Genomic DNA, 14,142 nt, shown 5'->3' with positions numbered 1-14,142 from the left:
TACGCGTTGGAGCGGCAATTATGGATAAGAATCGTCGTAACTTTCTGAAAGGGGCTGCCGCAGCCGGTGGCGCGGCGACTTTCGTGGCAGGTTATTACGGCCCGCTGGAGAAAATGGGCAAAGGCCTGGTGAACGGGACCTCCGGAAAACCAACGTCGGATCGTTTGCACGGTAATAGTCTTGCTCCCGAGTACACTATTGACCCGGCTACCGGGGAGGTGACGCTGAATCCGGACCAGCGAATGGCCTTTACCGTGTGTTACGGGTGCACCACCAAGTGTGGCGTGAGAGTTCGGATTGACAAAAACGAAGATAAGGTCTTAAGGGTTGCAGGCAACCCTTACCATCCGCTGTCTTCCGATGAGCATCTGGATGAGCAGACGCCGGTACTGGATGCCTTCCGTCGCATGAGTAGCTTCAAAGATCAGGGCCAGTTGAACCGGTCAACGGCCTGTGCGCGGGGCAACGCGGCCATGGCTCAGCTGACCAGCGACCAGCGGGTCATGACGTGCCTGAAGCGAACCGGCCCGCGAGGCAGTAACCAGTGGCAGAGTATTTCCTTCGAACAGCTTCTGGACGAGATAGTCGAAGGTGGTGACCTGTTTGGTGAAGGCGAGGTGGAAGGCCTGCGGGCGATTCGGGATCTGAAAACGCCTCTGGACCCGGAAAACCCCGAATACGGCCCTAAAGCTAATCAGTTGTTGATGATGGAGGCCACGGATTACGGCCGCTCCGCCCTGCTCAAGCGATTTGCGTTCAACGCTTTTGGAACCCGAAACTACGGTCACCACGGCGCCTATTGCGGGTTGGCCTTCCGGATGGGCTCGGGAGCGTTGATGAATGATCTGGCTAAAAATGCCCATGTAAAGCCGGATTATACCCATGCCCGGTTCGCCTTGTTTATCGGCACTGCACCCAGCCAGGCTGGTAACCCCTTCAAGCGTCAGGGTCGTTTGTTGGCCCGGGCGCGCACAACGGGTGAGCTGGAGTATGTCGTGGTCGACCCGGCGTTAACTGCGGCAACCTCCCATTCTGCCGGAGAGCGGAACCGATGGGTGCCGATTCTGCCCGGCACGGACACCGCGTTTGCCATGGCCCTGATCCGCTGGTTGCTGACCAATGAGGGCTATGCCAAAGACTACCTGTCCCTTCCGGGGCATCAGGCTGCCCAAAAAGCCGGCGAGCTGGGTTACAGCAACGCGACGCATCTGGTGATTGATGAGGATCATCACCCCCGGGCGGGGCACTTCCTGAGAATGAGTGATCTTGGTCTGGTGGCCGAGGGGGCGGAGGATCATCCGGTCGTGGTGTCCGCTGACGGGGAGTTGGTGAGCTCGGAGGCGGTTGATGGCGCCCGGTTGTTCGTGGAGCGGAAGGTAGAGACAACTGCTGGTGAGGTTATGGTCCGCAGTTCTCTGTTTAAGCTGAGGCAGGAATCCATGCGCCTCACCATTGAGGAGTATGCCGAAATATGTGGAGTTGACGCGGGAACCATGCGGCGTCTGGCCAAACGCTTTGCCAGCTTCGGCCGGGCAGCGGTCGCCGATACGCATGGCGGAATGATGTCTGGGGCCGGATTCTACGCGTCGTACAGCATTAACATGCTGAACCTGCTGGCCGGCAACTTTAATATGAAAGGTGGCTCCGCAAAGGGTGGTGGTAGCTTCAATGGCGTAGGAAAGGGGCCGCGATACGATCTTGCGGATTTCCCCGGTAAGGTTGGCCCGAAGGGGGTGTTTCTGTCCCGGAGCCGTTTCCCTTACGAAAAGACCAGTGAGTATCGTCGACGGGTAGAGGCCGGGGAATCTCCTTACCCTGCCAAAGCGCCCTGGCGGGCGATTGCTCCGCCCATCCTGACCGAGCATCTGCTGTCGGGACTGGATGGCTATCCATACCGGATCAAAGCCATGATCGGTGTGATGGCAAACCCCATGTATGGCCAGGCGGGGCTGACCAGCCTGCTTGAAGAGAAGCTGAAAGACCCTGCCAATATTGGCCTGTTCGTTGCGGTGGACGGATTCATCAACGAAACCAACCGGTTTGCTGATTACATCGTGCCGGATTCTGTGATGTATGAAGTCTGGGGCTTCACGGGCGCCTGGAGCGGCACCCTGACCAAGATGACAACGGCGTGCTGGCCAGTGGTGGAGCCGCGGCAGGCGAAAACGGCCGCGGGTGAACCGGTGTGTATGGATAACTTTTTCATTGAGCTGGCCCGCAAGCTGGACCTGCCCGGATTTGGAGAAGGTGCCATTGAAGGTAAGGATGGCCGGATGCACCCGCTCATGCGAGCCGAGGATTTCTATCTTCGGGCGGCGGCCAATATTGCCATGACGGGGCAGCCGCTGCCTGACGCGACAGAGGAGGATATTGTCGCTGCAGGTGTTGAACCGCTGATGGGGCGGATCAAGGGCACTCTGGCCCCCGATGAAGTAGGGCCCGTGGCTCACCTCTATTCCCGGGGTGGTCGCTTTGAAAGTATGGAAAAGGCTTATGCCGGGGACAAGCTGGGCAACGCCTGGACGCGCCCGCTTTGCGTATACAACGAGCAGGTGGGAACCACCATCGACAGCTACAGTGGTAAACGGCTGACCGGCACACCAATGCATCATGAACCGAGGTTTTGGGATGGTTCAACGCTTCGGGAGCATTATCCGGCCAGTGACTGGCCATTGCTGGCGTTTTCGTTCAAATCGAACCTTATGAACTCTTACGCCATTGGTCTTGAGCGGTTGCGCATGATCAAGCCTTATAATCCGGTACTGCTTCACTACAGGGACGCCGAACGATATGGGGTTGATCACGGCGATACCATCCGCATCGAAAGCCCGGGGGGCAGCGTGCTGGCGCTTGCTCTGGTAGGCGATAACGTGCACGAAGGAGCCATTGGCATCGAGCATGGGTACGGGCATCGTGAGTTGGGTGCCGCCAGCCATGTCATTGATGGTGAAGAGCGCCCCGGCAATCCTTACCTGGGGGCCGGGGTCAACATCAACGATCTGGGGTTCTCGGACCCAACCCGCAAAGATGGTACCGCCACCTGGCTGGAAAATGTGTCCGGCGCCTCTGTTCGCCAGGGGCTGCCGGTGCGCATCCAGGTGGTTGAAGGGCTTACCACATGAGGTCGTCGGGGATTTCGTACCCGGCGTAAGGGTCGTCTTCCCCGGCGTCGTCCTGTTTGCGGTCGTGCAGCACGATCACGGCCGCAGCATCCCGCTCCATGATTTTACGGGCCACTTTCTCGGGAACGATATCGTAGTTCTCTCCTTGCCGAACAACCGCGAGTCGGCCCCGGGAAAGCTGGTCCACCATGGTGTCATCCACCGGTATCTTCTTGATCTTTTTGCCATCAACAAACTGATACGATGTCTCGCCCCGGCTTCGGTCCAGGCGGTTGGTTTCAATCAGTTGCCGAATCTGGGCCTGAATGGCTTTCTTTTCGGCTTCCTGTTTCCGCTCAAGATTCAGCTGGCGGTCCCGTTCTGCCTTTTTCTGCCTGGCCTGCCGGGCGCGCTCTTCGGTTTCGTTGACAACTACCGCGCCTTTAGGTTGTTGCTTCCGTTGTTTTCGTTTCTCGTTTTTAACCGCCCGGGCCTTTTTTTCATCGGCCAGCCCGGCTTTCAACAGTTGTTCCTGCAGTGAAGCCATCAGTAACTCCGTGATTTCGTGGTAAGCTTCGGGATCAGTGTGCAAGTATACGCCGTCAGTGCGCTCTCATTCACCCGCGACAAGCCACCTTCACGGATTTTTCTATGTCATCTTTTAAAGAGCTTGGCCTTTCTCCGGCCATGCAGGCCAACCTTGCCCGTTTAGGTTATGCGGAGCCAACACCGGTTCAGGAACAGGCGATACCACGGGCGCTTGCGGGCAAGGACGTGATCGCCATGGCGCAAACCGGCAGTGGTAAAACCGCGGCGTTTGGCATTCCGCTCGTTGAAGCCCTGCAGCCCCGGCGATTTTCCGTGCAGGGACTGGTGTTATGCCCAACCAGGGAGCTGGCTGATCAGGTTGCCAAGGCGCTCCGAGAGCTGGCGCGGGCAAGGGACAATGTGAAGGTGCTGACACTGTGCGGCGGAGTGCCCATTGGGCCGCAAATCGGCTCGCTCAGTCATGGTGCGCATCTTGTGGTTGGAACGCCTGGCCGGGTGGAGGACCATCTGCGCAAAGGAACCCTATCGCTCGACCAGCTCCGGATGCTGGTGCTGGACGAGGCCGACCGAATGCTGGATATGGGTTTTGAGGAAGTGGTCAGCAACATCTTGTCGCAAACGCCCGAGCGGCGACAAACCCTTTTGTTTTCCGCAACCTGGCCGCCGGCAATCCGCAAGCTCAGCGAGCGTTTTCAGAATGAGCCGGAGGATGTGCGAGTAGACGCAGAGATCGCGGCGGCCACGATCGAAGAAACTTTCTATGAAATTCAGCCGGAACAGCAAGTACCCGCCGTGGCGGCGTTGCTGTCGAAGTATCAGCCGGTGTCATCGCTGGTTTTCTGCACGACAAAGCGGGACTGTGATGATCTTGCCGGGGCGCTGGCTCGCCTTGGTTTCTCTGCCTTGTCTCTGCACGGCGATCTGGATCAGCGGGAGCGGGACAGCGCTCTGGTGAGATTCGCCAACCAGAGCTGCACGGTGCTGGTGGCGACGGATGTCGCCGCCCGGGGCCTGGATATTAAAGGTTTGCCTCTGGTGATTAATGCCGAGCCCGCCCGGGACCCGGAAGTGCATACCCACAGGGTAGGGCGCACGGGCCGTGCCGGGGAGCAGGGGCATGCGGTGACGCTGTGCACGCCTCGCCAGGGGCACAAGATTTCCCGGCTGGAGACCGAACGTGGTGAGCCGGTTTCCTGGGGCGAGACGGGTGCTTTGCTGGCGGAGCCGTTGCGACCGGTGGAACCTGGTATGAAGACGCTTTGTCTGGCCGGCGGCCGTAAAGACAAGATCCGGCCGGGTGATGTGATGGGGGCTCTGACCGGGGATGCCGGCATTCCTGGCACTGCGGTTGGCAAAATTGATTTGTTTGATTTTCAGTGTTTTGTGGCGGTTCAGACCCAGTGGGCGCATCAGGCTCTGGCCAGGCTGGAGAAGGGTAAAGTGAAGGGGCGAAAAGTGCGTGTCCGGTATGCCTGATTGCCGACCCGGAGGGCGAGGTTATTGGCTGTCATTTCAGGCCGGGACGCTCGGAAAGTCCCTATAGAAATGTGTGCTTCAGGTTGCTCCTGACCAATGAAAACGGTAAATTACGCAGGATTTTGCCTCCCGAATTGTTTTGGTCGGTCATTAGACTTTGGTTTTAGTCAGGCCTGCCGGGCAGTACGGGGAAATCACACAACCAATACAGGTAGCTGTTCAATATGAATGAGCTGATGTCACAAGCCGTAGACTTGATGATTGCCGGCATGGGCTTCGTGTTCGTGTTCCTGATTATTCTGGTGTTCGCGACCGGCCTGATGTCCAAAATCATCCTGCGGTTTGCGCCGCCAGAGCCGGCAACCCCGGCAAGAACGCCACGTGCCAAGCCGAAGGCGCCCGCGTCGGTTGACCCTGACACCGCCGAGGCCATTAAGAAGGCGATTGCACAATACCGGTCACGCCACAAGAAGTGACTTCAGGTAAACGATTAGAACCTTTTAACAGAAGGCTGACACGATGACTGACACGAAAAAACCGCTGGGGATTACGGACGTAATTCTACGTGACGCCCACCAATCCCTGCTTGCCACCCGCATGCGTCTTGATGACATGCTGCCCATTGCCGAGAAACTCGATAAAGTGGGTTTCTGGTCTCTGGAATCCTGGGGTGGTGCTACCTTTGACTCCTGTATCCGCTATCTGGGCGAAGATCCCTGGGAGCGCATCCGCGAACTGAAAAAAGCCATGCCCAATACGCCCCAGCAGATGTTGCTGCGAGGCCAGAACCTTCTGGGCTATCGTCACTATGCGGATGATGTGGTAGAGCGGTTTGTTGACCGTGCCGCTGAAAACGGCGTGGATGTTTTCCGTATTTTCGATGCAATGAACGATCCGCGTAACCTGGACACCGCCATCAAGGCTGTCCGCAAAACCGGCAAGCATGCGCAGGGCACCATTTCCTATACCACCAGCCCGGTCCATACGATTGAAAACTGGGTAGAACTGGCGAAAGAAGTGGCCAGCATGGGGGCAGATTCCATCGCCATCAAGGATATGGCTGGTTTGCTCAAGCCTTATGTGGCGTTTGATCTGGTCACCCGTCTGAAAAAAGAGCTGGATATTCCGATCCACATGCAGTGCCACGCCACGACTGGCATGTCTACCGCGACAGCCATCAAGGCAGCGGAAGCGGGAATCGATAACGTTGATACCGCGATTTCTTCCATGAGTATGACCTACGGTCACTCACCCACCGAGGCTGTGGTCGCGATTCTGGAAGGCACCGACCGGGATACCGGCCTGGACCTGAACCTGCTGGAAGAAATTGCCAGCTATTTCCGGGAAGTCCGTAAGAAATACGCGAAGTTTGAAGGCAGCCTGCGTGGTGTGGATTCCCGCATCCTGACCGCTCAGGTACCGGGTGGCATGCTGACCAACATGGAAAGCCAGCTCCGTGAGCAGAACGCCAGTGATAAGTTCGACCAGGTTCTGGCCGAGATTCCCAAGGTGCGTGAAGACCTGGGTTTTATCCCGCTGGTTACGCCAACCTCACAGATTGTGGGTACCCAGGCGGTGCTGAACATCCTGACCGGAGAGCGTTACAAGTCCATCTCCAAGGAAACCTCAGCCATCCTGAAAGGCGAGTATGGCTCTGCGCCAGCACCTTTTAATAAGGAGCTGCAAGAGCGGGTTCTGGATGGCAAAGAAGCCATTACCTGTCGTCCGGCTGACAATATTGAGCCGGAAATGGATAAGTTGACGGCTGAACTGAAAGAGCTTGCGAAAGAAAAAGGTATCAAACTGGCCGAGCAGGACGTCGACGATGTTCTTACTTACGCGCTGTTCCCGCAGATTGGCCTGAAATTCCTGGAAAACCGCGGCAATCCGGATGCCTTTGAGCCGGTTCCAACGGCGGAAGATGCGGCACCGGCCAAGAAAGCGGCTGGCCCGGAAACGTACACCGTTGAGGTAAACGGTAAGAAGTTTGTCGTGGCCGTGTCAGAAGGTGGCGAGATTACCCAGATTCAGGGCGATGGCGCTGCGGCTTCTGCACCGGCAACCGCTGCTGCGCCGGCTCCGGCCGCAGGCGAGGGTGAGCCTCTGGTGGCACCGCTGGGCGGTAACATCTTTAAGGTTCTGGTCTCTCCGGGCGATGCCGTTGAGGAAGGTGACGTGCTGATTATCCTCGAAGCCATGAAGATGGAAACAGAGGTTCGCGCACCGAAAGCCGGTACCATCGGCGAAGTCTTCATCAAGGTCGGTGATGCCGTCTCCCCTGATGATGAAATGCTGACAATCGCATAAGGGCCAGCATTCCATGGAAAAGTTAATGACACTTTGGACAGGCAGTGGCCTGTTCAACATTGAGCTCGGTCAGGTGATCATGATCGCCATTGGCCTGTTGCTTCTCTATCTTGCGATCAACAAGAAATTTGAGCCGCTGCTGCTGGTGCCCATTGGGTTCGGGGGCATTCTGGCGAACATTCCGGAGGCAGGGCTTGCCCTGACTGCGGCAGAAAATGCCATTCACTTTGCTCTGAAGAACGGCTCGGGTGAAGTGCTGGCGGCGCTTGCTGCACCGCTGGACGTTGCCTATCAGGCCGGGCAGGCGGTAACGCCGGAGCTGAAAGAAGCGTTCAAGGAAGGCATTAAAGAAGCCAGTTACTCCGAAATGGCGATGGCCAATTCGGTTGCCCAGGATTTCGGCTATGGCAACGGCATGCTGTATAACTTCTATTCTGTGGTTATCGGCAGTACCGTCGGGCCTCTTCTGATCTTCATGGGGGTTGGTGCAATGACCGATTTCGGTCCGCTGCTGGCAAACCCGAAGACATTGCTGCTTGGTGCGGCCGCTCAGTTCGGTATTTTTGGTACGGTTCTGGGTGCTGCCTTGCTGGACTGGACGGGCGTGTTGGAGTTCAACATTCTTGAAGCCGCAGCCATCGGTATCATTGGTGGTGCCGACGGTCCGACGTCTATCTACGTGTCCAGCGTACTGGCGCCGCATCTTCTTGGTGCGATTGCGGTGTCGGCCTATGCCTACATGGCTTTGGTACCGATGATTCAGCCGCCGATCATGAAAGCGCTCACCAGTGAAAAAGAGCGGGCCATCAAGATGTCCCAGCTGCGCCCTGTGAGCAAGAGAGAGAAGATTATCTTCCCGCTGGTGGTTCTGATTGCGGTGGTTCTGTTCCTGCCAGATGCGGCTCCGCTGCTTGGTATGTTCTGCTTCGGTAACCTGATGCGTGAGTGTGGTGTGGTTGAGCGCTTGAGCGATACTGCGCAGAATGCACTGATCAACATTGTCACCATTTTCCTGGGGCTGTCGGTTGGCTCCAAGCTGATGGCTGACAAGTTCCTGGATGGCCAGACACTGGGTATTCTGGGCCTGGGCATTGTGGCCTTTGGTGTGGGTACTGCGTCGGGTGTTCTGATGGCGAAGGCGATGAACCGGTTCACCAAGGAACCCATCAACCCGCTGATTGGCTCTGCGGGTGTCTCCGCCGTACCGATGGCGGCCCGGGTGTCTAACAAGGTGGGCCTGGAAGCCAACCCGCAGAACTTCCTGCTGATGCACGCTATGGGCCCGAACGTGGCAGGTGTTATCGGCTCTGCGGTTGCGGCCGGGGTGATGATCAAGCTGCTTGGCTGATCTTCTCCGATAACGGCACTGAGAAAACCCCGCTGTTGGCGGGGTTTTCTTATTCTGATCAGTGGAAATCTCTGGAGCTGACCGGCAGGGAGTGGATCAAGTGGCTTAAGTCTGCCAGTTTGCCGGCCATGACATGCACGATGTCTCCTTCTTTTTCAATCACACCCTTTACATGCAGCAGCCGGGCTGTAATCAGAGGCTTGCGCTGTCGGCGGGCTGTGTCCAGCCAGACCACCACGTTCACGTTACCGGTTTCATCTTCCAGAGTTACGAAAGTCACGCCACTGGCGGTGCCGGGTCGTTGACGGCCGGTAACCAGCCCTGCGACCTGAACCGGTATGCCAGGCCGGGTGAGCCTGAGCTGTTCCGCCGTCAGGCAATGCCGGAGGTGCCCTTGCTCCCGTAATAAGGCGAGGGGGTGGCGCTGCAGTGTCAGGCCCTGACTGCTGTAATCAGCAAGAATATTCTGCCCTTCTGTGGGCTCCGGCAGGTGGGGGCATGGCTCGGGTTGGTACTCCTCGTGGCTGTCCTGAACAAACAGGGCCGCGGGCTCTTCATGCTCCAGCAACTGCCAATAGGCCTGGTGCCGGTTGCGGGTAAAGCCCGGCATGGCGTTGGCACCGGCCAGCAGTTCCATGTCGCGCTGGTTCAGGTCGGCACGGGCCCTCAGGTCTGATGCGGACTGGTAACCGTTTTCCGGACGGCGCTGCTCAATCCGTTCGGCGCCGCTGGCGGAAAGTCCCTGGATGATGCAAAGGCCGAGGCGAAGCTGCTTCCCAGGACCTTCCAGTGAATGTTGCCGGGCACTGGCATTCACATCGGGGGGTAAAACAATAACCTGATGGCGCCGGGCATCCTGCACCAGTTGGCTGGGTGAATAGAAGCCCATGGGCTGGCTGTTTAGCAGGGCACAGTAGAAAGCCGCGGGGTGGTGGCGTTTGATCCAGGCGGATACGTACACCAGCAAGGCAAAGCTGGCTGCGTGGGATTCCGGAAAGCCGTAGCCGCCGAAACCACAGATCTGCTTGTACAGGCGCTCAGCAAACCCGGCCTCGTGGCCCCGCGCCAGCATGCCCTGGATCAGCTTATCCCGGAACGGAGTGAGGTCGCCATGGGATTTCCAGGCTGCCATGGCCCGGCGCAGTCGGTCGGCTTCTCCGGCGCTGAAGCCCGCAGCAACCATGGCCAGCTTGATGACTTGTTCCTGAAAAATCGGCACGCCCAGGGTGCGCCCCAGGACCTGACGGATGGCATCGTTCGGGAAGTCAACGGGCTCCAGGCCATGCTTCCGGCGTAAATAGGGGTGCACCATATCCCCCTGAATAGGGCCGGGGCGTACGATGGCGACTTCGATGACCAGGTCGTACCAGGTTTCCGGGCGCAGGCGGGGGAGCATGTTGATCTGGGCACGAGACTCCACCTGAAACACGCCAATACTGTCACCCTTCTGGAGCATGGTGTAGGTATCCTGGTCCTCCTGTGGAATATCCTGAAGGGTGAAGGGATGGCCTTTTTCATCGCTGATCAGGGCCAGTGCCTTGCGAATGGCGGTGAGCATACCCAGAGCCAGTACGTCGACTTTCATCAGGCCAAGGCTCTCCAGGTCGTCTTTGTCCCACTGGATAACGGTTCGCCCCTCCATGGCGGCATTCTCAACCGGCACCAGTTCCGACAAGGGGCCTGCACTGATCACAAACCCGCCCACATGCTGAGACAGGTGGCGTGGAAAACCCAGCAAGATGTTTACCAGCGTGAAGAACTGATCAGCCACTTTTGGGTTTCGGGTCAGGCCTTTGTCCAGAATCTGCTGGCGCCAGTCGGTTGCCTTGTCACGCCAGTCGATGCCGTCCAGCAGCTTTTCCACCAGGGGAAGCTCAAAGCCCAAGGCCTTGCCAACATCCCGGATGGCGCTCCGGGGGCGATAACGAATGACCGTGGCGGCCAGGGCAGCCCGTTCACGGCCATAGCGGCGGTAAATGTACTGAATCACTTCTTCACGCCGTTCGTGTTCGAAATCGACATCAATGTCGGGTGGTTCATCCCGGTCTTTGGAGATAAACCGCTCAAACAGCAATTCCACTTTTGCCGGGTTCACTTCGGTAATGCCCAGGCAATAGCAGACCGCTGAATTGGCCGCCGATCCCCGCCCCTGGCAGAGAATGCCTTGTTGGCGGGCAAAGGAGACAATGTCGTGAATGGTGAGGAAATAGTGCTCGTACTGTAGCCCGGCAATCAGATCCAGCTCTTTTCGGATCAGCGCCTGCACTTTCAAGGGGGTGCCGGAAGGGTAACGGCGTTGTGCGCCTTCACGGGTGAGCCGTGCCAGAAATGCGCTGGGTGTTTCCTGCTGAGGGACCAGGTCGGGAGGGTATTCATAGCGAAGGCTGCCGGGGTCAAACGTGCAGGATTCGGCAATCGCCAGGGTTTCCCGTACCCAGGAGGCAGGAAACAGGCGTTGGATAACGGGCCTCGGGCGCAAGTAGCGCTCGGCATTCTGAAACAGACAGTGGCCAGCGTGGTCCAGTGTGGTGTGATGGCGCAGGGCCGTCAGTACATCCTGCAAGGGTTGCCGTTCCCTCCGATGCATATGCACCTGACCGGTGGCTACCACAGGGCACCGTAACTGATCTTCCAGCCATTGCACGCGAGCGATATGCTGTTCGTTGCCGGCTTCCAGTGTGCGTGTGGCGGCAAGCCATAAGCGGTGTTCGAACACCCGCTGCAACCACTCACCCGCCGCCAGAGTTTGTGCGTTATCGGCCTGTGCCTCCGCCGGCGGTAGCCACAGGCAGAGGCAGTGGTCCAGTGAATGGTTTTCGATGTCTTGGGTGAACAGTTGATACTGACCTTTGTTTGTCCGGCGGCGCCCGGTGGTAATCAACTGACAAAGCTGACCATAGCCTTTTCGGGTTTGTGCCAGCAACACAAAGCCGGGGGGAGCCTGTGCGCCTGCTGGGGCGTCATCCAGTTCAAACCAGCTTCCGGTAATCAGTTTTACGGTGCTTTCCCGGAGTGCGGCCCAGGCCCTTGGAATACCGGCCACAGAACAGGCATCTGTGATAGCGATGGCCTGATAGCCCAGTTCTGCTGCCTGTTCCGCCAGCTCATGGGGGTGGGAGGCGCCAGTCAGAAACGTGAAGTTGCTGAAACAGAACAGTTCGGCGTAATCCGGGGCCATCAGCCGAACCATCCATGGATATACCAGCCGTCCTGAACATCGCGGAAGACCCAGGCCAATTGACCGCTGTGCAACCGGGCTATGTAGTAATCGCGATGAACCCGCTGACCGTCCCACCAGCCCGAGCTGATGCGCTCTGGCCCGGCAAACCATGTGGCAGGGGTCTCTGGCAGAGGAGATGGGGTTGGCAGCAGCCAGAGGGGGCGTGCGGGCAACGTGCCCAGACCGGAAGGTGTACTGCGTGCGTTGGCCGGCTTGAGGGCTGAGGTTGTCCAGGCAAACTCCGGGCGGTGATCTGCCCGGGGGGAAAGCTGGCGAAGAGCATTCTCTCCCAGGCGGGCCTGCAAGCGGCTGACCAGCGTGTGCCAGGCTTCGTTCAGATCCTGACCATCGCCCAGAAGATCCTGCCCTGTAGGCACTCCGCGGCCCAGAAATCGTTTCACGGACAAGATCAGGCTGATCACCGGGGCTCGCAGAGCGTGCTGATCCAGTTGTAAACGCAGCAGATTCAGAAAGTGGTCGGCTCGATGCTCGGGGCCCGTTGTGCGAAGGGCGAGCCGGGTGGTTTCTTCATGCCGGTGCCGGAGTTCCAGGTTCAGGGTGTCGGTGTCTTGCTGATGCCAGCAGAGGTCTTCTTCCAGTTCAGCGAGCATTCGTTGCAGAGCGAACACGAGGCCTTGGGTATGTTCCACCTCATGAATAAAATCAGCCCTTTGGCGAAATCTGCGCGGCGGCTGCCAGGGAGATTTTGGGTCTGGCCGTGTGCCCTGGATTCTTTGTACTTGTGCGAGCAGTTCCGGTGATAGCCGGCGGGCCAGTTCCTGAGCGGGCAGGGTGAAGATTTCCCCCAGAGTGTTCAGGCCTAGCCGGTGCAGGCGTACACAGGCCTTATCATCAAAGTGGGCCGCAACGAGAGGGAGTTTCTGTAGTGAAGCAAGAATATGACCTTTGTCTGCCGAGCATTCCCCCTGGCCGGATTGGGCAAGAATCTGAGCCGCCAGAGGCGTGTGACCAAGCGCCAGCCAGGCATTGAGCTGCCGCTCTGACAGAGCTTGTTCTACCGTTTGCCAGACAGCAGAGAGCCCGCCATAAAGCCGCTGTAGACTGCTGACTTCTGCCCATAAGCCATCAGGGGGAGCAGGGGTAATATGAGCGACGAAGCGGTAAAGCCAGCGGGCCTGATTTTCCAGCAGGGCCGTTTCCTGTTGCGGTGCGGCATTCAGGATCCCCAGCTCTGGCGCAAGCCCAAGGGCTGTTTTCAGGCGCATTCCCGGTTGAACCCCGAGGCTGTTGGCCTCCGGGCAAACCTGAAGAACCGTTTGCCCGGTGAGATCAATGACAGCCAGAGGACCGTCAGTCTGTTGACTGCGGCGGATGTGGTCCAGCAGCAGGTGTGGAAAGTGAACATATAACCACAACATGAGTCAGGTGCTCCCGCCTTTTGGCCAAGGCCCCTGAACCACCTGGGTGGACTCCGCCGCCTGGGTGCCAGCTCTGTGCGCCAGTGCAATTGTGCAACGTTGCCCTGGCCAGCTACCACGGCGCTTGAGAATGTGGACGTTCAGATCCAGGCACGTACCAGGAGCCAGCTCCATCCGCAGCGCCGCCGGAGAAGACTGATCCGCCTGCTGGCGCTTCCGGAACAGGATGCAGACGTTGTTACCCGCCTCCGAAGCCAGCTGCAGGCGCCGAATATCACGGCTGGCGAGTTGCCCTGGCCAGGCCATGACGAGCCCGGTAACCGGTGAGCGAAGGCAGTTTTCCAACGTCCACAGAAAATCGGCCGAATCCTTCGCCTGTATGAGAACCAGTTGATCAGTAGGGACCCCAGCGCTTGCAAGGGCCGGAGCATAGGGCATATGGGGCGGATTCAGCCAGAAAATGGTTTTTCCTTGCCGGGCAAGGTTTCGCATGAGAGGTAAAGCCAGATGCAGCTCGCCTATACCGTGGTGATCCAGCAGGCACTCACTTAACGCGCCCTTGGGCCACCCGAGACCACCAAGCTGGTTATCCAGTACCTGATACCCTGTGTGTTCCGCCGGAGAGGTGTGTTTTCGGGGTTTGTGGCCCTGCCAGATGCGGGCATCCTGAAGCAGGTGGTTCAGTGATTTGGTCATGAAATCTCCGAATACTGTTTATGTATACAGTATTCTGAAAAGGTGACGATTTCAACTTCAGGTTGA

9 protein-coding genes are annotated in these 14,142 nt (G+C 58.2%); 5 read left to right on the top strand and 4 right to left on the bottom strand.

Annotated elements, in window-relative coordinates; all coding sequences use genetic code 11:
* Positions 1 to 20: 20 nt before the first annotated feature.
* Positions 21 to 3,122, top strand: coding sequence for a molybdopterin dinucleotide binding domain-containing protein (locus tag K325_RS0116500; RefSeq protein ID WP_029655364.1), 3,102 nt, complete (start codon positions 21 to 23; stop codon positions 3,120 to 3,122).
* On the opposite strand, the gene K325_RS0116495 is transcribed toward K325_RS0116500, so the two are convergent.
* On the bottom strand, positions 3,112 to 3,648 hold the full coding sequence (locus tag K325_RS0116495) for a DUF2058 domain-containing protein (protein ID WP_029655363.1): 537 nt from the start codon (positions 3,646 to 3,648) through the stop codon (positions 3,112 to 3,114). The two genes, K325_RS0116500 and K325_RS0116495, sit on opposite strands and share 11 nt — an antisense overlap.
* Before the next feature lie 104 nt (positions 3,649 to 3,752).
* On the opposite strand from K325_RS0116495, the gene dbpA reads away from it, so the two are divergent.
* The 4 genes from dbpA (at position 3,753) to K325_RS0116475 (ending at position 8,781) form a co-directional block, all read left to right on the top strand.
* On the top strand, positions 3,753 to 5,126 hold the full coding sequence (dbpA, locus tag K325_RS0116490) for an ATP-dependent RNA helicase DbpA (RefSeq protein WP_029655362.1): 1,374 nt from the start codon (positions 3,753 to 3,755) through the stop codon (positions 5,124 to 5,126).
* 224 nt (positions 5,127 to 5,350) lie between these two features.
* Positions 5,351 to 5,602 (top strand): OadG family protein, encoded by a 252-nt coding sequence (locus tag K325_RS0116485; protein WP_029655361.1) that lies wholly within the window; start codon positions 5,351 to 5,353, stop codon positions 5,600 to 5,602.
* Between the two features lie 43 nt (positions 5,603 to 5,645).
* The gene (gene oadA / locus K325_RS0116480) at positions 5,646 to 7,433 is read left to right on the top strand and encodes a sodium-extruding oxaloacetate decarboxylase subunit alpha (protein WP_029655360.1); all 1,788 of its coding nucleotides are present in this window, start codon (positions 5,646 to 5,648) and stop codon (positions 7,431 to 7,433) included.
* Between the two features lie 13 nt (positions 7,434 to 7,446).
* Positions 7,447 to 8,781, top strand: coding sequence for a sodium ion-translocating decarboxylase subunit beta (locus K325_RS0116475; RefSeq protein WP_029655359.1), 1,335 nt, complete (start codon positions 7,447 to 7,449; stop codon positions 8,779 to 8,781).
* 58 nt (positions 8,782 to 8,839) lie between these two features.
* On the opposite strand, the gene K325_RS0116470 is transcribed toward K325_RS0116475, so the two are convergent.
* The 3 genes from K325_RS0116470 to imuA are packed head-to-tail and all read right to left on the bottom strand — an operon-like array spanning position 8,840 to position 14,076.
* A complete protein-coding gene (locus K325_RS0116470; protein ID WP_029655358.1) occupies positions 8,840 to 11,959 on the bottom strand; it encodes an error-prone DNA polymerase in 3,120 nt (1,039 codons plus the stop codon).
* Positions 11,959 to 13,380, bottom strand: coding sequence for a Y-family DNA polymerase (locus K325_RS0116465; RefSeq protein WP_029655357.1), 1,422 nt, complete (start codon positions 13,378 to 13,380; stop codon positions 11,959 to 11,961). Before K325_RS0116465 ends, K325_RS0116470 begins: the two co-directional genes overlap by 1 nt.
* Positions 13,381 to 13,383: 3 nt before the next feature.
* Entirely contained in the window at positions 13,384 to 14,076 is a 693-nt protein-coding gene (gene imuA, locus K325_RS0116460; RefSeq protein WP_029655356.1) for a translesion DNA synthesis-associated protein ImuA, read from the bottom strand.
* Positions 14,077 to 14,142 lie beyond the last annotated feature (66 nt).

The organism is Marinobacter daepoensis DSM 16072, from assembly GCF_000421165.1.
Taxonomy (GTDB): Bacteria; Pseudomonadota; Gammaproteobacteria; order Pseudomonadales; family Oleiphilaceae; genus Marinobacter; species Marinobacter daepoensis.
This window is presented reverse-complemented; position numbering and strand designations above follow the sequence as displayed.